17 protein-coding genes are annotated in these 23432 nt (G+C 59.3%); 10 read left to right on the top strand and 7 right to left on the bottom strand.

Annotated elements, in window-relative coordinates; translation table 11 throughout:
- Positions 1-4380, top strand: coding sequence for an NACHT domain-containing protein (locus tag WLQ66_RS12485; RefSeq protein WP_340546674.1), 4380 nt, complete (start codon positions 1-3; stop codon positions 4378-4380).
- Between the two features lie 474 nt (positions 4381-4854).
- Here WLQ66_RS12485 and WLQ66_RS12480 read toward each other — a convergent pair whose 3' ends face one another.
- The 3 genes from WLQ66_RS12480 to WLQ66_RS12470 form a co-directional block, all read right to left on the bottom strand.
- Positions 4855-6051: an IS91 family transposase gene (locus tag WLQ66_RS12480; RefSeq protein WP_340546673.1), complete on the bottom strand. Its 1197-nt coding sequence runs from the start codon at positions 6049-6051 to the stop codon at positions 4855-4857.
- A gap of 13 nt (positions 6052-6064) precedes the next feature.
- Complete coding sequence (locus WLQ66_RS12475; protein WP_340546672.1) at positions 6065-6952, bottom strand: tyrosine-type recombinase/integrase; 888 nt, start codon at positions 6950-6952, stop codon at positions 6065-6067.
- Positions 6953-7166: 214 nt separating this feature from the next.
- The gene (locus tag WLQ66_RS12470; protein WP_340546671.1) at positions 7167-7748 is read right to left on the bottom strand and encodes a recombinase family protein; all 582 of its coding nucleotides are present in this window, start codon (positions 7746-7748) and stop codon (positions 7167-7169) included.
- 361 nt (positions 7749-8109) lie between these two features.
- Between WLQ66_RS12470 and WLQ66_RS12465 the strand changes: the two genes are divergently transcribed.
- On the top strand, positions 8110-8484 hold the full coding sequence (locus tag WLQ66_RS12465; RefSeq protein WP_340546670.1) for a GNAT family N-acetyltransferase: 375 nt from the start codon (positions 8110-8112) through the stop codon (positions 8482-8484).
- A 191-nt stretch (positions 8485-8675) separates the two neighbouring features.
- Here WLQ66_RS12465 and WLQ66_RS12460 read toward each other — a convergent pair whose 3' ends face one another.
- Positions 8676-9122 (bottom strand): Lrp/AsnC family transcriptional regulator, encoded by a 447-nt coding sequence (locus WLQ66_RS12460; protein WP_340546669.1) that lies wholly within the window; start codon positions 9120-9122, stop codon positions 8676-8678.
- Positions 9123-9265: 143 nt separating this feature from the next.
- On the opposite strand from WLQ66_RS12460, the gene WLQ66_RS12455 reads away from it, so the two are divergent.
- Positions 9266-9886, top strand: a complete 621-nt coding sequence (locus tag WLQ66_RS12455; protein ID WP_340546668.1) for a LysE family translocator — start codon at positions 9266-9268, stop codon at positions 9884-9886.
- Positions 9887-10783, top strand: coding sequence for a DMT family transporter (locus tag WLQ66_RS12450; RefSeq protein ID WP_340546667.1), 897 nt, complete (start codon positions 9887-9889; stop codon positions 10781-10783).
- 313 nt (positions 10784-11096) lie between these two features.
- Here the strand turns inward: WLQ66_RS12450 and WLQ66_RS12445 are convergent, their stop codons facing one another.
- Positions 11097-11702 (bottom strand): hypothetical protein, encoded by a 606-nt coding sequence (locus tag WLQ66_RS12445; protein ID WP_340546666.1) that lies wholly within the window; start codon positions 11700-11702, stop codon positions 11097-11099.
- Positions 11703-11869: 167 nt separating this feature from the next.
- Here WLQ66_RS12445 and WLQ66_RS12440 point away from each other — a divergent pair, with 167 nt between their 5' ends.
- The 5 genes from WLQ66_RS12440 (at position 11870) to WLQ66_RS12420 (ending at position 17707) form a co-directional block, all read left to right on the top strand.
- Positions 11870-12115: a helix-turn-helix domain-containing protein gene (locus tag WLQ66_RS12440; RefSeq protein ID WP_340546665.1), complete on the top strand. Its 246-nt coding sequence runs from the start codon at positions 11870-11872 to the stop codon at positions 12113-12115.
- 223 nt (positions 12116-12338) lie between these two features.
- Complete coding sequence (locus WLQ66_RS12435) at positions 12339-12839, top strand: TnsA endonuclease N-terminal domain-containing protein (RefSeq protein WP_340546664.1); 501 nt, start codon at positions 12339-12341, stop codon at positions 12837-12839.
- The gene (locus tag WLQ66_RS12430; RefSeq protein ID WP_340546663.1) at positions 12836-14974 is read left to right on the top strand and encodes a TnsB C-terminal domain-containing protein; all 2139 of its coding nucleotides are present in this window, start codon (positions 12836-12838) and stop codon (positions 14972-14974) included. The genes WLQ66_RS12435 and WLQ66_RS12430 overlap by 4 nt, the downstream gene beginning before the upstream one ends.
- Positions 14961-15917: a TniB family NTP-binding protein gene (locus WLQ66_RS12425; protein ID WP_340546662.1), complete on the top strand. Its 957-nt coding sequence runs from the start codon at positions 14961-14963 to the stop codon at positions 15915-15917. The genes WLQ66_RS12430 and WLQ66_RS12425 overlap by 14 nt, the downstream gene beginning before the upstream one ends.
- Positions 15914-17707: a TniQ family protein gene (locus WLQ66_RS12420; protein ID WP_340546661.1), complete on the top strand. Its 1794-nt coding sequence runs from the start codon at positions 15914-15916 to the stop codon at positions 17705-17707. The genes WLQ66_RS12425 and WLQ66_RS12420 overlap by 4 nt, the downstream gene beginning before the upstream one ends.
- A gap of 570 nt (positions 17708-18277) precedes the next feature.
- Here WLQ66_RS12420 and WLQ66_RS12415 read toward each other — a convergent pair.
- Both WLQ66_RS12415 and WLQ66_RS12410 read right to left on the bottom strand, forming a co-directional pair.
- Positions 18278-21157, bottom strand: coding sequence for a Hint domain-containing protein (locus WLQ66_RS12415; protein WP_340546660.1), 2880 nt, complete (start codon positions 21155-21157; stop codon positions 18278-18280).
- A 236-nt stretch (positions 21158-21393) separates the two neighbouring features.
- Positions 21394-22206 (bottom strand): SDR family oxidoreductase, encoded by an 813-nt coding sequence (locus tag WLQ66_RS12410; protein WP_340546659.1) that lies wholly within the window; start codon positions 22204-22206, stop codon positions 21394-21396.
- A gap of 286 nt (positions 22207-22492) precedes the next feature.
- Here WLQ66_RS12410 and WLQ66_RS12405 point away from each other — a divergent pair, with 286 nt between their 5' ends.
- Complete coding sequence (locus WLQ66_RS12405) at positions 22493-23383, top strand: AraC family transcriptional regulator (protein ID WP_340546658.1); 891 nt, start codon at positions 22493-22495, stop codon at positions 23381-23383.
- The last annotated feature ends 49 nt before the right edge of the window (positions 23384-23432 follow it).

Genomic DNA, 23432 nt, shown 5'->3' with positions numbered 1-23432 from the left:
ATGGCCAAGAGTAACAACAGGGACGACTTTTCTCAGGCGACCAAGAATCGCCTAGCGAAGCAAGCCCGGTATCATTGTAGCAATCCCAGTTGCAGGAAGCTGACGTCAGCGCCGACCAGCAATGGCTCAAAGGAGGTGAATATTGGAGTTGCCGCTCATATCTGTGCTGCAGCCCCCGGAGTTGGTGCGCGCCGTTATCGCGCCGAAATGACGCCCGAACAAAGGAAATCGCAAGAGAACGGGATTTGGCTTTGCCAAGACTGTGCAAAGGCAATTGATTCAGATGATCCCATTTTCACTGAGGCATTACTGCACTCTTGGAAGCAGAAGCACTCTGAGGACATGTGGCGCAGCGTTATCGACAAGCTTCCCTTCGGTCCGACCATGCCGCCGACCGTTTCGGAAATCACTGCGCGCTTTCAAAAAGCCGCCGCTGCGGACTTGGTCGTGTTCCGTCGAACACCCAAATGGCCAGGCACGAAAGTGGCACTCACGCTGACGTTAAAGGTGAAGCATGTGGACGAGGCGCTCAGTACGAGCGCACTTGCCGACGCGGTGACCAAACTGGATGACCTTATCCTTGTCGCGGCGCCCGGAATGGGAAAGACGACAACTCTTTTTCAGATGGCTGAAGGTCTGTTGGAAAACGGCAATGGCACGCCGCTTATCGTGCCGCTGGGAGATTGGTCCACCGAAGGCGTCGCATTGCTCGCATCCATCCTGAAACGCCCCGCGTTCAACGGAATTTCCGAGCAGGATTTCCACGCCGTCGCGGCGAACCCCGGTGTCGTTCTGCTTATTGACGGCTGGAACGAACTGGATGCCGCCGCACGTGAACGCGCCCGCGTGCAAATCACTGCGCTCAAGGCTGAATTGCCCGAGCTCGGTCTTGTCATTTCCACACGCAAGCAAGCGCTCGACATTCCGTTCAGCGGGACGAGGGTCGACTTACTGCCGCTTGACGACGATCAGCAAATGGAGATCGCGCACGGCTTGCGGGGCGACGCTGGCGCACAACTCGTTGATCAGGCTTGGCGGACAGCGGGTGTCCGGGATCTTGTGACCATCCCACTCTACCTCACGGCACTTCTTTCGCTGCCCGAGGGCACGCCTTTTCCGACAACAAAGGAAGAAGTGCTACGGCGCTTCATTGCCGCACACGAACAGGAAGCCCGCAGTGCGGCTGCGCTTCATGCCGTGGCCCTCGGCTTCCAGCAGGACTATTTGGATAACCTCGCCGTATTTGCAACGACAACGGCCAACACGGCGATCACGGACAGCAACGCGCGCAAATCGGTCGCTAACACCGCGCGGGTTCTGCTGGACGACGGACAAATCACCATCTCCACTCAGCCCGACACGTTGCTCGACACGCTTGTCAGCAATCACGTTCTGACGCGCTCCGGCGACACGCCGGGCTACTCGTTTCAGCACCAGCAATTTCAGGAATGGTACGCCTCACACTACGTCGAGCGACTGATACTGCAGGCCGTCAGCGATCCGGCAGCAAGCGAAAAACTTAAGGTCGACGTGCTCAATCAGCGGCCTTGGGAAGAAGCAGTTCTGTTCGCAATCGAACGGTGCGCACGCGGGGACGCCGTATATAGGGCCGCATGCAGCGCCGCCATCTGCACAGCTTTTGAAGTCGATCCTGTCTTCGCGGGCGAAATGATATTCCGCGCCACTGACGAGGTATGGGCACCGATTGGCACCGAAATGCGGAGCCTCGCCGAGCAGTGGCACGCGCCAAGCAAGGTGGATCGTGCGGTGCGTTTCATGATTGCGTCCGGCAGGCCGGAATTCAGCGATCTTGTTTGGCCACTTGTCACGCACGCGGACGATCAGGTGCACCTGCACGCGCTCCGGGCGGCGAAGCAGTTTCGTCCCTCCGTACTTGGGAGTGACGCGCCTACGCGGATTGCTTCATTGCCATCGGAAATCCGCAAGCATGTACTGCATGAAATCGCATCGAATAGCGGAATTGACGGCCTCGATCTTGCGACCGCAATAGCGAGGAGTGACAGCGAGCCGGAAGTGAAAGCGACGGTTGTCGATGCGCTGTCATTTCGACGGGCGGACCGTCACGTCGCCGACTTACTAGAGGACGCGGGCGACGCGACCTACGACATCCTCGCCCGAAAGGGTCACCTCGACGACATTGCAGTCGACGCTGTCCAGCAAGAACTCGAGCGAGCGCGCGAAAGACGCACTGCTGCCGGAATATCGCACATTGAGCGCCTGCGTACGCTCATCTACTCGCCACGCGGAGATGAATGCGATGCCGACATTGCTGAGTTTGTTGCGGAAATGGAGATCGACCGCAAGCGCGATAGCGATAGGCATCTATTGTACGAAGTACGAGAACGCTATCCCCAGGCTCTCGCTAGTGGGTTGCTGCGTCGCCTGCGCGAACGCCGCGAGCTCTTCTACGGCGCGGATAATGTTCTTGCCGCCGCCGGCTTTGCCCTTGAGGACGACGAACTGCTCGAAATTGCCCTCGAAGAGACAAACCGCCACGACGACCACGCTGAAGCTGCCTCCTCAGTGCTTGGACCAACCGCTGTTGGTCGGCTGATCGACGCGTATCTTGCTGCTGGAAAAGTCGTGCGCGATGCCAGCGGAAAATACAATCAGGCTGCAGGTGATCGCTATCACGGTCTGCGCGACCGCATCGGCCATACGCCGGGCGCAAATCTGGTAGCCGCGATTGAGGCGCGGGCGGCAGATGCCGATATTGAAGAAATCGTTCAACTGGCCGCGCTGTTTTCCCGCGAGACCAACGGCGATGAAGAACGGGCGCGACCCTTTAGCGAAGAAGCCTTGGCTGGAATCGGCAAGCTGGCGTGCGAATGGGCTGAGCGCATGCTCGCCGGAGGGGATGAGAAGCGCTGGCGCGTAGCTACCATTGCAACGATGATGAGCCGCGCACCGTCCGTCGCGCATCTTCCACTCTTGAAGAGAATGCTTGACGACAATTTACATCGCTATCGGGTTTTCCGCGAAAAAGCCACCGCGAGCGGCTGGAAGGATCGCGACGCTATGCACGAAGCGCAGCATCCACACATGCATGAGTACCAACGAGCGTTCTTGGCGATGAATGTGCCGGAGACCGCAGCGCTGATGCGTGAATACCTGACGGATGAGCACTTTGGCGAGCTCGCGGCGCGTGTGCTGGCTGCCCAGTGGTCTGAGGCAAATGAACCCAAAGACGACAAGAAGTTCCTGATCGGCGTAGATTTCTCGCGCGTCGAAACGCGCCGGGAGGCCCGGGCCACCGATCCCGCCGCGACATCTATCGAAGCGGAGGCTATCTTCGGCGCAATCGAGACATTGATTGTCGATGGTTCGTCAGATGCGCAAGTGAAGCTTGCAGTTGCGCTCGGCATTGTAGGAGCACGGCTTCCTGACGGCCAACGTGCCGCGACGATCAGTAAGCTAATTGCTCTCGCGCCGCGGCAAGCGCGCGCAGCCTTATTGTTGTCGCTGGTTCTCTCTGGCGAGGACATCGATATAAACCTCGTGGCCAACGGCATAGCTGAGACCTTCGAGGCGGCCGAGAAGGAGACTTGGATCCTGACACAGAGCGACGCGTATCAGCTACGCGATTGGTTGCGCCTTTTGCCATTCGCTACCCCCGTCACCAACTTGCCCGCCATCGTAAGCAGCATGCCGGAGGCGCAGCGTAATCCACGAATGCTCGAAGAGATGGTTCACGGACTCCGTAGTTCGTCTTTGGACAAAACTGAAGACGTGACTTTCATTCTCGCCGAAGACGACCCACGCTTTTATCGAAACCATGCGTGGCGCGAGACCGTGTTGCGGTTTGGCACCGTGTCCGCCGCTCGCCGCCTTATCGAGCTGACCGTCAGCGGTGCGATCGATGGCAGTTCATACGACGGATGGCATTGGAGACGCGAACTGAGTAGCTTGATCTCGGAGTTTTCCGAAGTCCGGGCTCATGTCCGCGACCTCTTAAAGGATGGGCCGACAACGAAGCAGCTTGCCTCGCTCGCTGCCGCAGTTGCCGAAGACCCTAGCACCGAAGACGTCCTGATGCTGATCGATTTTGAGATGAAAACAGGAAAAGCGTTCATGACTTGGCAGTCGATCCAAAACGCAGTCACAGAACACGTCCCGGTGGAAAACTGGGAGAATGCTTACAATATCGTGCCCGTCCCAGCAGTTGAACTGCGTGGGAAGTTACTGGCAGTGACAAGCAATGGTGGCAAAGATGACCCCGCTGCTCGCTGTCTTGACCTGATTGACAATCTCCGGGATGAGCACGGTGCCCCAGAGTCGGAGCCTCGGCATCCCGACTTAGCGTCCGGGAAGCCCTGGCCAATCCTAGCATCCCTTCAATCTCCTGAGGATGCGAGTTGAAAGATTGCCGCGAGCTTGCGCAGTCGATACAGCAGTCGCGCACCTTTGCTGTGTAACGTGGATGTGTTCGAAAGCGCCAAAGGTCCGCTTTTGCAGTTCTATCCGATCGCGTTGCACCTGCGGCGAACGTCCGGAATCCTGAAGGTTTTTCGATGCGGGCCGCTGCGTGACAGCGGGGCGTCTGCGGGCGTCGGCCCGCGTTGACAAACCTCGGAAGGAGGAAGCCGCGGGACCCGGGCGCTGTCTATGGGGAAAGCGTGCTGCGGGTGATTGCGGGGGTGGGGTCTGGCCACCGACCGGACATGGCGTGCCTATCACTGGAGGTCGCTCGGACGACTGGGGGCGTGGGTTTCGGATGCCGGCGGAACAGTTGATTGCATTTTCCTGAGCAAAGCGCAGTAACGGGCAGGCCAGGAGCGGTCCAGCCTGCGGGCGGCAGCTGGTGAGTTTCGCGCGTTTGAGACGGGCGTTGCGTCATGCGGCCTGCTCCCGGGGTGGTGCTCGAGATGGCGGCTTCTGACCGCGGCGGAAGATCTCGATGATGCGCATCGCCCCGCCACAGCAGGGGCACGGTTCGCGCAGTGTGAGTGGGATGACCTCAGCACTCTCCTGCGGGTCCGGGTCCTGCGGCGCCTCGCCGAGCAATCTGCGGATGCGGGCGATGGTGGCCTTGCGAGCCGCGCTGGCCAGCAGCCCGTAGTGCCGGATGCGGTGGAATCCATCGGGCAGGACGTGGATCAGGAACCGGCGGATGAACTCGCCGGTCTCGAGGCGCATCACCTTTTGCCGGTCGCCGTGCTTGATGCGGTAGTCCTTCCAGCGGAATGCCACGGCCGCAGCATCGGCGCTGATCAGGCGATGGTTCGAGATCGCCACGCGGTGCGTGTATCGGCTGAGATAGGCGAGCACGGCCTCGGGGCCGCCGAAGGGCGGTTTGGCGTAGATGACCCACTCGGTCTTGCGCAGCGGGGCGAGGTAGGTGGCAAAAGCGCCGGCCTGAGCCAGGTTTTTGAGGTCGCCGAAGAACTGAAGCGCGCCCACCTTGTGCAGGACCGCCAGCCCTTCGAGGAAGAGTCGCCGGAATAACCGGGAGAGGCCGCGCACCGGCAGGAAGAACCCGGGGCGGCAGGCGATCCATTTTGTGCCGTCCGGCGACAGGCCGCCGCCGGGCACGATCATGTGGACATGCGGATGGTGGGTCAGCGCCGAGCCCCAGGTGTGGAGCACGCTGGTCATGCCGACCCGGGCGCCGAGATGCCGGGGATCCGCGGCGATGGTCGCCACGGTCTCAGCCGAGGCGCGGAACAGCAGGCTGTAGACTGCCTTCTTGTTCCAGTAAGCGATTTGCGCGATCTCGGCCGGCAGGGTGAAGACCTCGTGGAAGTACTCGACCGGCAGCAAGTCCTCGGCCCGCGCGGCCATCCAGTCACGTGCGGCTGGTCCCTGGCACTTCGGGCAGTGCCGGTTCTTGCAGGAATTGTAGGCGATGTGCCGGTGACCGCATTTTCCGCACGCAGCGACATGCCCGCCGAGCACCTCGGTCCGGCAGGCCTCGATCGCCGACATCACCTTGAGCTGGGTTAGGCTGACATGCCCGGCATTGGCCCGCCGCCACGCGGGTCCGTGTCTTCGGAAGATGTCAGCAAGCTCCAGTCCCGGCCGCCCGGGCACCCCCGGCGTCAGGTCACACCAGTCCGCGCCGGAGAGTGTGGTCCTGCAGCTCCTTCAGACGTTTGTACGGGCTGACGGTGGAGCGGATCGTCTTGGTGGCCACATGCGCGTAGCGGGCGGTGGTGCTGAGCTTGGCGTGGCCCAGCAAAACCTGGATGATCCGCACATCCGTCCCCGCCTCCAGCAGATGCGTCGCGAAGCTATGGCGGAGCGTGTGCAGGGTTGCGGGCTTGTTGATCCCCGCCATGTGTTTTGCGGACGTGAACGCCCGGTTCAGTTGCCGCGGTGACAGCGGGTTGATCTTCGGCTTGCCCGGGAACAGCCAGCCCTCCGGCCGCGCCTCGCGCCAATAGTCGCGCAAAAGCTCCAGCAGCCCCGGCGACAGCATCGCCTTGCGGTCCCGGCTGCCCTTGCCGTCCTCGACGTGGATCAGCATCCGGTCACAGTCGATATCCGTGACCTTGAGATTGCAGACCTCGGAGGCCCGCAGACCTGCTCCGTAGCTGATACCCAGGGCCGCACGGTACTTCAGCCCGGGTCCGGGCACCGCGGCCATCAGGTCGCCCACCTCTTCGACGCTGAGGACGATCGGCAACTTCCGGGGTTTGCTTCGGAACTGCATGTACCGCTTCATCTCCTCGCGGCCGCATGTGATGCCGAGGAAGAACCGCAGCGATGAGATCCGCACGTTGAACGTCGAGGCCGAGACGCCGGTATCGGTCATGTGCAACTGGTAGGCCCGAAGCTCTTCCGGCGTCGCTGTATCGGGCGCATGCCCGAGGTATCCCGCGAAATCCTTCATCGCCCGAATATGGGCTTTCTGGGCGCTCTCGCCCATGCCACGGATGCGCATGTCCTCGATCATCCGCGCGCGCAGCGGCGTGGTTCTATGATCCTTCATGGGACCCTCCTGTCTGTGGATTGAGAAGGTCCCAATCATCAGACAGATCCGGTCATTCCCAAATGCACAGGGGGGGTCAGATCAGCGAGGTGCGCCCGCCACAGCCGCCCCTGCCGCGCGAGCGGCTTCGTCCACCCGCCCATCCTGCCCACTGTAGACTCCGTGCCGTCGCTGGAAGGGTCGGCTGTAAAGGGTTGGCAGGGGTCGTCGGCCATCAACGTTTCGGCCCCTGCCGCGCCAGCGTGCGATAGACGGTTGGTCGCGAGACAGAGAAGAGCTCGGCCAAGTCCGACACCGAATACTCCCCAGTTGCGTGCATCCGTTTCAGCTCCGCCGCCTGCCGGTCGGAAAGCTTTGGTTTCTTGCCCCTCAGCTTCCCTTTGGCGCGGGCCACCGCCATGCCCTCGCGAGTGCGAAGCCGGATTAGGTCGGCTTCGAACTCAGCGAAGGTCGCCAGCACATTGAAGAACATCCGTCCCATCGGATCAGCCGGGTCGTAGACCGTGCTGCCTAGCGCGAGGCGCACCCCGCGCTCAGCTAGACCGTCGGCGATGTCGCGCGCGTCCGGCACTGAGCGGGCCAGCCGGTCGAGCTTGGGAACAACCAGCGTGTCGCCTGCGCGCACGGCAGCCAACGCCTGAGCTAGTCCAGGCCGGTCGCGGTTGCGCCCGGTGAATCCGTGGTCGGTGTAAATGCGATCGGGGGCAACGCCGAGGGATTCCAGTTCCGCACGCTGCGCGGCGAGATCCTGAGCGTCGGTAGAACAGCGGGCATAGCCGATGCGAAGGTCTGCCATAGGAGAAATGTAACGCAAGAGGTCCGCTCAGCGATAAACAAATCGTACCAATCTATCGAGACGATGTTTCCCCAGCAGCAGCGGAGGCCAGATGCGAGTTCAAAATCGTCCGGTAAAGGATCCCCTTTCGGACATGCGGGAAACCTTCGCCGCGCCAGGCATGAATGGCCGCCCTCGGAGACAGGGGCCGTTCACCTGGTCGCGCGTGAATTGGCGGTGAGCCGGACATTGCAGGCACAGCCATGATCTGAAAAGGTTCGTGGCATGGAATTGCCTGACCTCCCTCCTGATATGAAATTCCCTCGGCTTGGCAGCGATCCCGGCGACATTGCCTTTGCTTTCGCAAGCTAAACGAGCGGCCATGGGGCCGCACATCATCAAACGCTGGCCTTGGGATGAAGCATTCCAACGCGACCTGCATGAGCGTCATTACAGCGAGAAGCCATTTTTCGAGATAAGGCGCTCGGAACAGAGACTTGGAACGCTTTCGCTTCAGAGGCAGTCGGATCACGTGCGCTTCGGAGAGTTCTATTTGTTCCCAGAGCATCAAGGCCAGGGAGCCGGTTCGACTATTCTCGCGCACTGTCTCGCGGTGGCCGATAGCCTGCGGCTACCTGTTAGATTGGAGTATTTGCACTGGAACCCGGTAGGCTCGCTCTACCGGCGGCATGGTTTCAAAGAGATCAGTAGCTCCGAGATCCACTGCTTCATGCAGCGAGAAGCTGTCGGCTTGTAGGTGTGCTACGGGCTCATGCCGCAAGTTCGCCGCGCCAGGCGTGAATGGCTGATCTCCGAGACAGGGGCCGTTCGCCTGGTTGGGCTTGGACTAGCAGTGAGCGGGACTTTCCGAGCTTTCGCTGCGGCTGCGCGAAGGTCCGCTCTACTCAAAATCAACAACCCAGTCAGGCCTTTTGGGTTGCAAACATTTCACTCAAGCGGCGGTGGCCGCATGCGCACCGGGCTGGATTTGACAACTGCTGTTTGCGTGGATGCGTGTGTTGAAAACTCTTCCAGCAAACTGTCCATTTCAGAGATATCCTTGAGCAGCATGCGCGCAACGAACGCATCCTCGCCAGTGACCTTGTCACACTGCACGATGCGATCTGATGTGATGATCTTTTCGGCGAGCAAATGAACCTTTCCAGGAAAGGGTTTGATGCGCACAATCGCCTCTAGGGTGTAGCCAAGCGCTTTCGGCGACAACTCGAGACCAAAACCTGTGATGACGCCTGTGTCTTCGAGCCGCCTGATGCGGTCCCGTACGGTCGGGGCCGACACCCCGGTCATTGCGGCAAGTTCGCGCCAGCTCAATCTGGCGTCACGGCTCAGTTCCTGAAGGAGTGAGCGGTCAAGTTGATCAAGTGTGATTTCCATAATGAGGGCGTCTTGGTGGATTGCTTTCGATATGACGAGATAATCTCGAATTAACTTTCGACATGCAAAGTATTTCGACCGCGTGTCTGTCTAAACTCCGCCATAGCGCATCATCATGGGCGCGCCGGAACGGAGTTTGAGATATGGCATGGGCACTATGGCTTTCGTACGCGACAATATCAGCCGCCAACATCGTGACGCCGGGGCCTGCCAACCTCAACACGCTCAGACGGGCATTGCAGCTCGGGTTCGTGCCGGTGCTGCCGACGATCTTAGGCAATGCACTGGGCCTCGCAGTTGGTGGCCTCCTATGTGCGGGCGGGGTGGCCGCGTTCGTAGTCACGTCAGAAATTCTTTGGGCGATTTTTCGTTGGCTTGGGGTCGCCTATCTGGGCGGGCTCGGTCTGAAACTGATGATCAGGCGTGAACCCATTGCTCTGGGAAAGGGTCTGGTCCAATTTGTGCCGCCACGGCTCCTTTTTCGCGAAGCATTTCTACTGGCTTTGGCAAACCCCAAGGCGCTGTTGTTCTATCTTGCACTATTCCCACAAGTCCTGGACCCGGCCCGGTCGCTTTGGCCTCAATCGACGGTGCTGGTTTTGACCTACTGCGGGCTTTCCATCCTATCGCTCTGCACATATGCGCTCTTGGCTGACAAGGTCCGGGAACGTTTCCTGACACAGACGCGCTACGACGCATTTCGCGTTTGTTCTGGCCTCGTTCTGCTCGGGTTCGCGGCCATGCTGGCCGTCCAAGTGAGTTGAGTGAACCCATTGACCAAAGCTATTCTTCTTGTTTCGCTTGGATTGCTCTGGGCCACACGCCTTTCCGCGATCAAATCCGCCGGGCTTTCCGGCATCCCGGTTCATGTGGTTGTCGGCGTCTCGATTATTGGCATCGCTATCCTGTTCACTGCCGTTGCACTGATGCGCGGCAACTGGCCATCATTGAGCAAAGCAACGACTATCTTCTACATCTTGAGCGGCGTGTTTGGTTTCATTTTTCCCTTCACGCTCGAAATTCTGGTTGCCCCACATTTGCCCGTCTTCGTACTGATCGTAATCATCGCTACAATGCCGATTGTGACATTGGCCATATCGGCAGTTGTGGGGCACGAAGCCCTGAGCAAGAATGCGGTCTCTGCTGTTCTGCTTGGCTTTATCGGGGCGCTGTTCCTCATATGGGATACCGTGCAACCTTCCCAAACGGGCCGCGCGGACATGATCTGGATCGCAATCGCGTTAGGTGTACCCGTCCTCTACGCAGCAAACACGGTATTCGTTGCAACCAAATGGCCAGTCGCCGCCGATGCCATCCAGGTTGCTCATGCACAGGCGCTGATCTTTTCACTCGCCGTTCTTGCGGGTGGGTTGACGATGGGCGGGTTGTCAATTTGGATAGAGGCGTCCCTCAACCCGCCTGCCATGGCACTGATCATCCTTTGCGAAGGCGGAGCATTAATGCTCTATCTCAAAATCGCGCGTGATCACGGTGCGATATACGTCTCGTTTGCCAACTATATCTCAATGTTTTTCGCAGCGATCATCGGGGCCTGCACCTTCGGCGATCAGTTGACATGGTTCAGCGCATTGGCCGCTGCTGCGATCATAGGCTCTGTTGTTCTTTTCCAAGGGAAGGCCGACTGGCTGATCCGGCGATAGCATCAACAAGCGGTCGTTCATGCGTTCCGCAGCATCGGTGAGGTTGGGCTCAAAGTTAAATTTCGCCGCGCACGGCATGAACGGCCGGTCCAGAACGGGCAAATCCCGAGCCTTCAGCTCGCGACTGGGCTCCAGCCTAGTGCCGGCAGGCGGCACCAGGCCGGAGCCATCCTGCCCCTCCCGACGGCATCCATGTGCCAAGGAGGGTCTGCAACGATCCACAAAGGAGAGCGGTCATGTCAGAAACATCACGGTCGGGCTCGATCTGGCTAAGAATGTATTTCAGGTCGCCTTGGGCTGGACCCTCAGGCGGCTAGTCGCCCTCATCCCATTGATCATCCATAAAGGCTTTCAGTTCCGCTTCAGTCAAAGTTGCAGTGAGACCGAGTGCCATTGCTTTCTCTTGTAATGCTGCTACGCGTTCGGCCAACGCGCTAGATCGGTGCTCGATCTGATCACCATTTTCCAGGGCACATAGGTATAGTTTCTTGAAGGTCTTCCGATTGATGCCGAGCAGCGCCGCCGCTCCAACGTAGCTTCCGGCTGCTTCGTAGGCCCGCATGATTTTATCCGTCGAAAACTTAATACGCGCCCTCCCTGGTTTGCTCGCAAAGCCCAAAGACCGCCGCTTCTCAGCTATCCATTTCGCATCAACTCCATGGAGCTTTGCCAACGCGGCGTCTCGAAGTCCCTCTTGGAACTGCTCCTTGAGCAGATTGTTAAAGTCGTATCCGAAATGATCCAGCGTATTGATTAGGTTGGAGCGGCTAGCCGTAAAGCGTTTACGAACCTCAGCCAAGGACCGGGTGCTCGTCATCAGATCGAGTAGTTCAGAATGATGCACGCCTTCTCCTTCACCATTGGCAAAGATGAAGACGGTTTCGCCAGCGACTGCCAGACAGTTTTTTGCGACCGCCATCCAGGCCTCCCTTGGCCGAAAACTCCGGTAAAATCCCCAAGGCAACAATCTTGGGAATTTCACCGTATTTTTTAACCACCTGATTTAAAACAGTTATCCTTGACTGACTCGTTGATAGCTGATTCCCTCCGGATCACGAAGTCTCAGCAACCATGGTTACAGCGTCGATGTCACACACAGTGAACCCAGCTCATGAACGCCTGAAAATGGAGCTACGGCTACGTGGCAAGCCCATTGCCTCGGTCGCCCGCGAGCTCGAAGTTCTGCGTTCGACGGTTACGCTGGTCAGCCAAGGTCTGCGCAGGTCTTTGAAAATCGAAAAAGCCCTTGCCGATGCTGTCGAGACAACACCGGCCGAGCTCTTCCCCGACCGTTATCCAGCAGAGGAGGACAGCGCGGCAAGTAAATCCTGACATCGGGAAAATAAAAGACCCTCCTGCGCCAACAGGAAGGCCTTTTGAATAAGCGTCGATAGCGACCGACCACTTATTCATCCCCTGAGTCCTACGAAAAGTCAACCTGCCGGGGCGTCTCTCGGCAGGGCTGCTCAACTCATCTCAAATATAGGGGGATGCCGCCCCGCACCTGCTCCGATCCGCATGGGTCGGCGTCCAGGTGAGGTGCGCTCCAATCATCATGAACGACAATCTGATCTACCGCGAGCCGGAGCCGAGCCACGCGACACGTATACCTGCACGCCGGTCCAAGGGCAGCCTGCGCGGCTCGATGGTTGCCATGCTACCTGGCTTCCAGCGCCCGCGCGTCATCTACTTCGAGAGCGCGCCCGAATACGCCTTTCTTTGCCTGATGCTGGTGCGAGACGACGTGCACCATATTCGGGAACAGCCACCAGCGATCTCATACGTAGGTGCCGATGGCCAGTCGGCGCAGCATGTCTTCGACTTCCTTGTCACGAAGAAGGATGGTGAGCGTGTCGCGGTGGCGATCAAACCCATGCGACGTGCCCTGAAGCTGAATTTTGCGTCGGAGCTCGAGGCAGTTGCGGCCGCGGTCCCCAAAACCTTTGCGGACCGCATCTCGCTCGTAACCGATCACCACATCGACAAGAGCGCGGCTGCAGAAGCAGCCCGAACACTCGCTTGGGCACGCCCCTCTCTGACGGAGGTGGCCGCATGACCCTTCGTTTCCGTTTCTCAAACACTGACATGATCACCACGGCGGGCGTCGCCATGCGCCCCCTGGAGATCAACGATGCAGGCGGCACCTTCGAGCGCGTTGGGCAGCCGGGAATCACTGAGGCTTTCTCCCACCAGGAGCTTGCCGAGATGATGCGCCGGCCCGACACGACCTATTTCGCGGGGTATTTTGACCGGGCGGCGCAGCAAATTCGCCGGAGCAAGCCGGTAGAAGTCATCAGCGAACTGCCGGAGAAAGTCAGTCGGCTGGTGATCTGGCGAAAGGCGTTCTGTGACGCTTTCCTCGCCCTCGAAGCCGCGGGCGACATCAAACGCACGCAAGAAGCCTATGACCAAGCCCGAGCACGGCTCGGAGCGGAAACACAGAGGCTTGTCGGCGAAGCTGCCGCTGCTCCCAAGAAAGCACGGCCGGGCGAGGAAATCACGATACGAGGCATTCCCGGCAGCCGAACCGCGTTTCAGTGGGTGCGCGCCTATCAGGCGTCGAGCTATTCGCCCCTCGCGCTCATCCCTGACACCTACCGCTCTGGAACCCGAGACCGACGCTGGTGTCCCCACGCCGAAGCCCTGATGAACCAGGTCGTGGAAATCTATGCTGACACGCAGCGCCCAACGCGGGTGCAAGCGATCAAGGAAACCCAAGCCCTCTTCAAGGAGGAAAATCGACGACGCGCAGATGCGGGCGCCGCTCCTTTGGTAATTCCGTCTGCTTCGAGCATCCAGCGCCGCCTGGATATGGCAGACCCATTCTACCTCTATGCCAAGCGGCACGGCGCAGCCGCTGCAGCGGCTCATTTCACGCTGTTCAGTATCGGGCCAGACGTTGTCCGCCCGATAGAGCGCGTCGAGATGGACGAGAACCGGCTCGACGTCATCTCTCTTCTGACCCTGACCGGGATTTGGAGCCACCTCCCCCGCGAACGGCAAGAGCGCTTCGAGACCGGACGCCGCTGGCTCTACATCGCAATCGATTGTGCCACGAAATGCGTCGTCTCTATGCGGTTGGCTGAGACCCCCAACTCCGACGACGCGATCCGCGCGCTGCGCGACATCTTCGAGGACAAGACGCACCTTGCTCAAGCAGCGGCATGCGAAAGCACTTGGCACCATCACGGTGGGATAGGAACACTTGTCTCGGATATGGGGCCGGCCTTCGTTTCCGATGATTTTCAGGGAACGGTGAGCTCACTCGCGATCACCGCCCATCTCCCTCATGCAGGGCGTCCCTGGCTCAGAGGGTTCATCGAGTCATTCTTTCGCACGCTGGGGCATCAGCTCATGCCATTGCTGGCAGGGCGCACGTTTTTCCATACCGTGGAGCGCGGTGACTATCCCTCAGAAACGCTGGCCTGTCTTTGCGATAACGATCTAATCAAGATTCTGCTGACCTACATCGTTGATATCTACCACAATCAACCGCATGGGTCGCTCAAGGGGGAAACGCCGAATGCAGCCTGGGCGCGGCTTGTTTCGAAACATGGTACACCGCCGGTTCCTGACGGACTTACCATACGCAAAGCATTCAGGCGTCCATTGATCCGCAAATTGCGTGGTGATGGGGTCATGTTCGCGGGCCTGACCTATAGTTGCGAAGTACTACGAGAAGCCTTTCTTCACTCACCAACACGAGAGGTCGAGATCAGGGCGGATTTACATGACATTGGGTGGATTGCCGTCCGTGTCGGCGCGACCTGGTATCCCGCCATGGCCAACCAACCTGGCTTTGACGGGATCACCTTCGAACAGCTCCGCGAAGGCATACGGTCTGTGCGCCACAAGCATAAGCGTGGCGTCGAATTGGATGCCCCCAAGGTTCAGCGCGCCATCGAGAAAATTTCCGAGGCCAACCGACGGGCCTTCGCGCTTCGCGAACTGACGCCGTTCCATGTGACTGACGAAGAGGTAGAGCGGTCTCAAGCTGCACTGCACTACCCGATCCGTTCCGACGAAATGCGATTGGGGCAGATTACGCCCAGCACAAATCTGCTCGATGATGCGATTTCCATTACCCCGCGCAACGGCCAGAGCGAAGCGGAAGCGCCGGTCAGCAAACCATCCGATCCGCCAGAACAGCGCGAGCGTCGTAAGCGTTGGAGGTTCGATGATGAAGAGTAATCGCATCATCCAAGCTGCTCAGCGTATTGCAGTGCTGAAAGGCCGCTTCATTCACCACGAACGCTACACCCCGCTCGCCGCCAGCTTCGAAATGCTGGTCGAAAAGCGGCTCGCCGACTTATCGGCTGGCATGGTCAATGAAGCCCACGGGCTCGCTCTCGCGAGGCCATCAGGCGCAGGAAAAAGTGCCGCCATCGAATTTCTGCTGGGCGGTCAAATCCGAAGGCTAGCCGACGAGGGTTATGGGAAGACTACGATCATCAGCTTGCGGGTGCCCTCACCCGCAACACTGAAATTCTTGGGGCAGACCCTGCTGTGCGCACTCGGTTACCAGATCAGCTCTGAGCGGCAGGCTTGGTACATATGGGACTTGGTGCGCCACCATCTTAAGGAGCGGCGCGTTCTTTTCGTCCATCTCGACGAGGCCCAAGACCTCGTATCGCGAGGAACCAAACATGAACTCAACGCAGTCGCATCGATGCTCAAGACACTGATGACGGACAAGGACTGGCCTGTCGGGATCATCCTTTCACGCACCAACGAATTGGAGGATATCCTGAATCACGATCCCCAGTTGGCAAGGCGGATGAAAACGACACGCTTCGAGAGTCTTTCTCCGACCGCCCATGGCGAAGACGTCGTCGATCTTCTGGAGAGTTTCTGCGAACGGGCTCAGCTTGGTCCTGAGGAAGATGTTCTTGAGCTGACGCAGGGAGAGCGTCTCGTGCATGCCGCCGCCAACCAATTTGGCCTCGTCATCGAGCTCATTCTGGCCGCCATCGAAGACGCCTTGCTTCAAGAACAGAAAACACCGAACCGAAACAACTTCGTAAGGGCATACCATCTGCGCACGTCCTGCGATCCGGAGTTCAACCCATTCGTCGTGCCGGATTTCCTTCGAATTGAAGCACGACAGGTGTTCACACGGGAGAACCGAACATGATGTTCTCAACAATCAAGGCGCTACCGCTGAATGTGAAATTCCATCAGGGGGAAACCGCAACATCACTTGCGTCCCGCCTCGCACGCCGGAATGGCGTGCCAAGCATGGCCCTGTTCGTCTCCGATTTCGGGATCGACTATCTCGGCCTGACCAATGGGTGCCAAGAAGACTGTGCGCGACTGGCCGCACTAGCTGGTATCGAGCCTGCTGCGCTCCAACGGAGCACGCCAGAGCTTGTCTCTCCCGGCTGGTTCCGGCTAGGGCAGGAGGAAATCAAGTTCACGGCCTTCAGCCGGACAGCTCTCATGGGCTGTCCACAATGCCTGCATGACACTATGCACGATACTGATGCTGCGCACTTCGGGTTATGGCAGCTGACTTCGATCCGGACCTGCGCCACGCACAACTGCCACCTTGTTTCGTTGCCCAAGGCGCCTGGAACAAGGGACAGGTTCGATTTCATCCATCTGATTTCCGGCTTTTCCCCGCCCGAACCGCAGGGTGCAAACGAACACGACCTGGTCTTCGAACGCTATCTGAGGAACAGGATTGAGGAAGGTCCAGGAAACTCGTGGCTAGACCGCCTGCCGTTCCATGTCGCGGCACAAACCTGTGAAGGGTTCGGGCTGCTGCTGACAAGAGGTGCCAAGGCACGGCGGGAAACAACAACCGCCGCCCAATGGGCTGCTGCTGGCACAGCGGGGTTTGAAGTGCTGCGTCACGGGCCCGATGCTTTCAGGCAGAAACTAAAGGACATCCAGCGTGCCCATCCAATCGACAACACGCTCTACCGGACCCGCTACCGCGTCTTCTTCGAATGGCTGCGCCATCGTGACGACGATCCTCAGTTCGATGTGATCCGCTATCTGGTCCGGGAGTTCATCTTCCGCAACTTCCCGATCTCGGAAGGTTCGATTGTCCTGGGCCATCCATGCCCGGAGCAGTACGTTCACTCGCTATCAACTGCACGATCAAGGTACGGCCTGTCTGGCTGGAAGCTTGCCCGGCGATTGGCTTCGATGGGCCTGGCGGAACGGAATGCTTCCGGCCAGGGTTTTGTGCTGAACGCCTATGTACCTACGGCAATCATCAATGACATCGCGACAGACTTCGACACCCTTCTGAACGCGACCGAAGCAGGCAAATATCTCGGCGTCGAGCGCTTCATGATGGCCAAACTGACGAAGCCAGGGCTGGTCGAGAAGTACTTCGACGAGAAGAATGCCTCGCCGATGTACCACCCCCGCGATCTCGATGGCTTTCTCGGCAAGCTGAGGGCGCGCGCCGATCTTCCACAGACGGACGATCTGCTCGACATCGCGACGGCTTCGCACCGGGTTCGGATACCGACCGAACGGGTGATCGAAATCATTCTGAGAAACCAGATTCCGCTGGGCGTCGCCAACCATGCCACCCCACGCTTCCCAGATTTCCGTGTTTCGCTCGACATGCTGCGTGAGGTCATCGCCACGGATCACGAGGGGACCGTTCGCCCGACCCGTGCCGCCAAGATCCTCGGCATCAACATTCGAACGATACGGAGCCTGATGGACACAGGTGTTCTGAAGTTCCGCGAGGTTGAGGAGCTGAAGAGCGGGCGCATAAGGAGGTACGTCTGCGCCAAGTCAATGGAGCAGTTTTCCAAGAGCCATATCTCGGTGGTCGACCTGGCAGCGAAGAACGAGCGGTTGCCAGGCGTCGAGGCTGTGATCCAGCTTGATCGCGGGGCGAAGCCGCTACCATTGGACCCACGCGCCAACATGATTTTCAGGCGAAGCGACGTTCTCTGAGCTGATCCCAATAGAAGTCGGCCAATGCGCCGGCTTTTTCATATCCCGCCAGAGGCAAACCTATCTGACGAAAAAGGCAGATCTGGTTCGACATCGGAATTTTGCCCCACTGATTTCAAAGAGAAAACTTAAAGCTCAGAGGCAGAACTTTGTGACAATTCCCACTCTCTGAAATGAATGAGATGGCGTGGCTCACCCCACAGCGTTAACTGGCTAATATGTTCCGCACGGTGCTGTTTTCACTCAACAATCACTGCCGCATTGATCCGCACCCTGGGGCAGAAAGATCGCCTTGCAGTCCTTTATCCCGCCAGATCGGGGGACGGCAAATGGGCGACCATCTCCTCGTTTTGCATTTTTGGTAGCGCATAATAGACCCTGAGCCGAAGACCACGGCCACAGCACAACCACCATCCGCTCATGACGCCCGCCGCACGCGACGATGGCTTGGAAAGATGTGCTGCGAGCAGATATGCGGTCATGCGGCGTCGTCACCTTGCGGTCATGCCGATCCCCAGATCGGGCACCTTGCGCCGCGCGAGCGTCTGCGCCCCTCGCCCTCGCGCCGTGTCAGGCCGCGTGCAGATGCCCGATGTCGCGGCGCCTGAGGGATCGACGTGCAAGATCGCCATAGGCTCCGCGCACGCGGCTACGTCCAGGCTCGCCGGCCAACCCATGCACCGCAGCGAGGTCGGGGAACAAGGTCAGCAACTCTCGCATATCATCGACCGAAAGGCCTCGGATGGCCTCGGGGCCGGGCCAGAAAGTTTCGGTCGCGATGCCTTCGGCAAAGATAACCTCATGTTGCTCGGTCATCAGATGCACATAGGTGACGGGTGCGTGATGCGCGATCTGGCAGGTGAAGTCTGGATCAGCTTCGGCCAGCAATTTCGACGAAATGAACTTTTCGTCGCGGGAATGATCCGGCATCAGGGCGCGATCACTGACAATCAGGCGATGCTGGGGTGACAGCAGCATCGGACGCTCCGGCGAGAGGATCCCACCGGGGCGCAGGCAATAGGGACGCAGATGCGGGCGCTGCAGCAGCTCGGCCGAGCTGAGATGACGCTTGCCGACCCAGATCACCGGCTGAAAGCCGTTGTCAGCGGTTTGCAGCAGATCGCCGACCCGGATCTGACCGGCCGGAACCGCCCCCCGCCGCGTTGCAAGCAGGACATCCGGGGTAAAACAGGGGATCCCCGCTGAATAGAGCTGATTGTGGCTGCTCATCTGCGCGGGGGTAACCCCCTGCAGCACCAATTGTTCACCACCCGGAAAGGTCAGCAGGGCATTGCCGAAACCATCGTCGGAAACGACAACATCGCTGGTCATGACCGCGCCGCCGACTCCGCTGCCACCAGTCAGCCCCGAAACATCCAGCTGATCGTTGTAGAAGCCATTGCCATCGTCATCGTTGAGATCGAAATCGCCGACGGTATCAACGCCGCCCGCCTGGGTGAGGATCAGCCGGTCATCGCCGGCGCCGCCGATGATCGAGTCCTGGCCGCTACCCAGCGTGATGGTGTCATCCCCGGCACCGGCATCAATATTGACACCGGCATTGTCAACGGAGGCATCAACCACATCGCCCTGGTTCGTCAGGGTCAGCCGTTCGATCTCGCTGAAGGTGACCGTATCGGCGCCGTCGGTGATCTGCCCCGCTTCAAACCCGGTATAGGTTACCGTGACACTGCTGGTGACTGCTGACATGTCGATGTGGTCGGAGTCATTGCCGGCCTCACCGCCCGAGATCGTGTCATTGCCAAAGCCGTCCGACATCTGGAACGTATCGGCATCCGCTTCGCCATACATCTTGTCAGCGCCGCTGCCCCCGACCAGCAGGTCGTTGTCATTGCCGCCGTACATCGTGTCGGCGCCATCGCCGCCTTCCAGCGTGTCGTTGCCATCGGTTGCGACGATGCTGTCATCGCCGGTCCCGCCCACCAGGCTGTCGTCACCGGCCGAGTTGCGCAGGGTATCATTGCCTGCACCCCCGATCAGCGTGTCATTCCCGAGGCCGGTGGTCAGGCTGTCGTCGCCATCGCCGCCATCAATGTAATCATCCCCGTCACCACCGGAGATGGTATCGGCCCCGAGACCACCCATCAACGTATCGTTGCCAATGCCGCCGTCCATGACGTCGTTGCCATCACCGCCGTCGAGGCTGTCGTTGCCGGACTCGCCATACATCAGGTCGTTGTCGGCGCCGCCAAGCAGGAGGTCGCCGTCATTGCCCCCGTACATGGTGTCGTCGCCATCGCCACCTTCCAGCGTGTCAAAACCGTCGGTCGCAACGATGCTGTCGTTGCCAACCCCGCCGACCAGGCTGTCATCGCCGGCCGAGTTGTTCAGGGTGTCATTGCCCTCGCCGCCGATCAGCGTGTCGTTGCCAATTCCGGTGGACAGCTGGTCATCACCGGCACCACCTTCGATATAGTCATCGCCGTCACCGCCGGAGAGGGTATCGCCCCCCTCGCCGCCAATCAGGGTATCCGCGCCGACGCCGCCATCCATGACGTCATCGCCATCACCGCCCTCCAGATGGTCGTCCCCCTCCTCGCCCATGATGGAGTCATTGCCGCCCTGACCGTAGACAATATCATTGCCGTCGCCCGCCAGCACGGTATCGGCGCCCTGTTCGATGATCGTGGTGACCGGATCGTCCAGAATATCACCCGATAGGGTAAAACCCGACAATCCGACACGGGTCTGCAGGGTGAACTCGATCGACGAACGATCCTCAAACGAGGCAGAGAACCAGGAATCCTGATCCGTATAATCGTTCAGTTCCGATCCGGTGGCCTTGACCACATTTCCGTCGATACCCGTGGTCAGCGAGGAATCGGAGGAAATACCAAAAGAGGTGAAACTGTTGCCATCGATGATCACCGCCTCGGCGTCGCCGGTTTGACTGTTGTCATCAATGTCGTTGAAGGTCGCGGTCGAGTTCAGATAGACCGTTTCACCGGTTATGGGATCAAAAAACTCCAGCCGGAATTTGGCCTGATCCCCCGGCTGGTTCCCGGTCAAGAGGATTTCCGCGCCGGCGGTATAGCCGAATTCAACCGACATATTGGCGTTGGATTTTTCAAGCAGGATCAGCCTGCCGGAGATGCTGGTGCCATCCTCAAGCTTGGCGATATCCCTGAAAATCGCATAGTTCCCGACGGAGCCGGTGCTGCCGTCATGGACCACGCTCTGGATGTTGTTGATGTCGAGCGTCAGCGGTGATGCGTTTGCCCCCTGCGCAAAACCGTCCCCCATGTCGCCATAGATGACGTCATTGCCGAGGCCCCCGTCGATGACATCGCTGCCCTCCTCACCGGCAACGGTATCGTCTCCCTCACCGGCATCCATGGTATCGTCACCGGTGGTGCCGCCCATTCTGTCATTACCCCGGCCACCGACAAGAGTAGCAAGGAGATCTTCGAGCCAACTTGGACGGGGCATGGCGGGTATCAATCCTTAGCTGATCAAAACGCAGTATTCATGACCAGTGGGAACGGACCCATGGCCAATGGTATCTACACATACCAAGGCCAATTTAGAGGTCTTGCGATAAAAAAGAGTAAACTGGCGCCGAAACGCGTGTTCCAGCCGTAAAACGGCCCGCCCGAACCGATATCCGGCCCGATCTCCCAGCGTCACTTTGCAACCGCTGAAAGCCAGCGCCGAAACCGTTGAAACTATGGTTTCATCAGCTCCTTGATGCCACCGATAAATGTGGCGTCATCCTGCTGATGCCGCTGATCCAGAAGCGCAACAGCATCTGGCCCGGCCCGAAAGCGCAGACGGTCGCCGCTGTCATTGGCGGCCCCCCAGATCACTTCGGCGACGGTTGCAGGGGCAGACGGGCTGGAGGCCAGCCTGCTGAACACCCGCCCCATGGCCTCAGCCGTGGGCGCATAGTCAGGCAGGCTGTCATCCAGTGCAAAATCAAAGGAGCTGCCACCGAAATTCGTTCTGATCATGCCCGGCTCGACAATCCGAACCCGGATGCCCAGCGGTTCCAGTTCGTAATGCAGCGCTTCCGATAGACCTTCGACAGCGAATTTTGTGCCATGATAAAGCGTGCCGAGCGGGAATGTGATCTGTCCGCCGATGGAGGAGATATTGATGATCGTGCCTGACCGGTTCTCCCGCATATGCGGCAACACGGACTTGGTCACTTCCAGCAACCCGATCACATTGGTGTCGAACTGGCGCCGGATCCGCTCCATCGAAAACGCCTCAAGCGCGCCATAGGCGCCATAGCCTGCATTGTTGAGCAGCACATCAATTCGGCCAAAACGCTCAATGCCCTGTTTGACCGCCGCTGCAATCGACGCCGGGTCGGTCACATCCAGCCGCGCCAGATGGACGTTGTCGAGTGCCGCCAGCTCGCCCGTGCTGTCGGCGCTTCGCATGGTCGCGATGACATTCCAGCCCTGCGCCTGAAAGTGTCTGGCAGTGGCTTCGCCGATACCCGACGAGGCGCCCGTAATCAGAATGGTTTTCATAGTCGCTCTCCTTCAGGGGTTCTGCGTGAACATCTCTTCGATACCGACGCGCGTCGTGACATGGCGGGTGATGTGGTGAGGCACCGGCTCGTCGCCTTTTCCATCATGGTGCATCTCCCCTCTGTTGAAGTTCACAACCATCACTGATCCCACAATGCTCTCCGACTCGCCGTTATTCTTTCTCGTTTATCCAGAATACTTGCCTGATCCTCCGAAACTGGTGATTTCTGTTATGTAGAGACCTCGCCGACTGCTATGTCCGAAGCAGCCCTGGAGGAAAAGCTGCATGGCCAAGCAGAGTCTATACGCACAGGTGACCGCGATACTGGATCGGTCGGGGGTCAGGGATGGCGCGATACACCACGACGCCAGCAACACGCATATGCTGCGCCTCCACGCCAGCACAGGGCTGGAGTCGACCGTCTACAGACCTTTGTTATGTCTGATTCTGCAGGGCGCAAAATCCGTCGGCTCAAACCACAGAACCCTCACCGTCAGCGCGGGCCAGTCCCTCGTGGTCAGCCATACACTCCCGGTCATCTCGCGCATCACCCAGGCATCGGCCGAACACCCCTACACGGCACTTGTCTTCCCACTGGACCTGGATGTGCTGCGGTCTCTGGCATCTGCGGTGCCGCCCGCCTCGATATCCACTCCTTGCGACCCGTTTTCGATCTGCCTGTGTGATACCGATCCCGGCCTTGAGGACGCCCTCTCGCGCTATCTCAACCAATGCGAGGGGGCTGAGACAGCAAAAATGCTGGCCCCGATCACCGCCCGCGAAGTCCACGCTAGGTTGCTGATCGGGCAGCACGCGGCTGGTCTGCAACGGCTGCTCTGGCACCAAAGCACAGCAAGCCGCATCCATCTCGCCACCCGTGACCTTCAGGCAAATCTCTCGCAGACAATCGCAATCGGCGAGCTTGCCGACCGGATCGGCATGAGCAACTCTGCCTTCTTCGAACAGTTCAAGGCCGTGACCGGCACATCCCCGCTGCAATACCAAAAGGATCTGCGCCTTCTGAAAGCCCGCGACGCGCTCAGGTCAACCGATGCAAAAGTGTCGGAAATAGCTTTTTCCGTCGGCTATGAGAGCTCGGCGCAGTTCTCGCGCGAATACTCCCGCAAGTTTGGCAGATCTCCAAGGCAGGACCGCGATACCGCGACGCCGACCTAGCCCCCCCTGTCTCGCCGCGGGCTGTCGGACAACGATGGGAACACTGAAA

It is taken from the genome of Phaeobacter sp. A36a-5a (assembly GCF_037911135.1).
In the GTDB taxonomy this organism is placed as follows: Bacteria; Pseudomonadota; Alphaproteobacteria; order Rhodobacterales; family Rhodobacteraceae; genus Phaeobacter; species Phaeobacter bryozoorum.
This window is presented reverse-complemented; position numbering and strand designations above follow the sequence as displayed.

Coding starts and splice junctions, on each gene's coding strand:
- WLQ66_RS12405 (WP_340546658.1), top strand. CDS start 22,493: ATGGCCAAGCAGAGTCTATACGCACAGGTGACCGCGATACTGGATCGG.
- WLQ66_RS12470 (WP_340546671.1), bottom strand. CDS start 7,748: ATGGCAGACCTTCGCATCGGCTATGCCCGCTGTTCTACCGACGCTCAG.
- WLQ66_RS12485 (WP_340546674.1), top strand. CDS start 1: ATGGCCAAGAGTAACAACAGGGACGACTTTTCTCAGGCGACCAAGAAT.
- WLQ66_RS12430 (WP_340546663.1), top strand. CDS start 12,836: ATGACCCTTCGTTTCCGTTTCTCAAACACTGACATGATCACCACGGCG.
- WLQ66_RS12425 (WP_340546662.1), top strand. CDS start 14,961: ATGATGAAGAGTAATCGCATCATCCAAGCTGCTCAGCGTATTGCAGTG.
- WLQ66_RS12440 (WP_340546665.1), top strand. CDS start 11,870: ATGTCACACACAGTGAACCCAGCTCATGAACGCCTGAAAATGGAGCTA.
- WLQ66_RS12415 (WP_340546660.1), bottom strand. CDS start 21,157: ATGCCCCGTCCAAGTTGGCTCGAAGATCTCCTTGCTACTCTTGTCGGT.
- WLQ66_RS12460 (WP_340546669.1), bottom strand. CDS start 9,122: ATGGAAATCACACTTGATCAACTTGACCGCTCACTCCTTCAGGAACTG.
- WLQ66_RS12435 (WP_340546664.1), top strand. CDS start 12,339: ATGAACGACAATCTGATCTACCGCGAGCCGGAGCCGAGCCACGCGACA.
- WLQ66_RS12420 (WP_340546661.1), top strand. CDS start 15,914: ATGATGTTCTCAACAATCAAGGCGCTACCGCTGAATGTGAAATTCCAT.
- WLQ66_RS12475 (WP_340546672.1), bottom strand. CDS start 6,952: ATGAAGGATCATAGAACCACGCCGCTGCGCGCGCGGATGATCGAGGAC.
- WLQ66_RS12445 (WP_340546666.1), bottom strand. CDS start 11,702: ATGGCGGTCGCAAAAAACTGTCTGGCAGTCGCTGGCGAAACCGTCTTC.
- WLQ66_RS12410 (WP_340546659.1), bottom strand. CDS start 22,206: ATGAAAACCATTCTGATTACGGGCGCCTCGTCGGGTATCGGCGAAGCC.
- WLQ66_RS12455 (WP_340546668.1), top strand. CDS start 9,266: ATGGCATGGGCACTATGGCTTTCGTACGCGACAATATCAGCCGCCAAC.
- WLQ66_RS12465 (WP_340546670.1), top strand. CDS start 8,110: ATGGGGCCGCACATCATCAAACGCTGGCCTTGGGATGAAGCATTCCAA.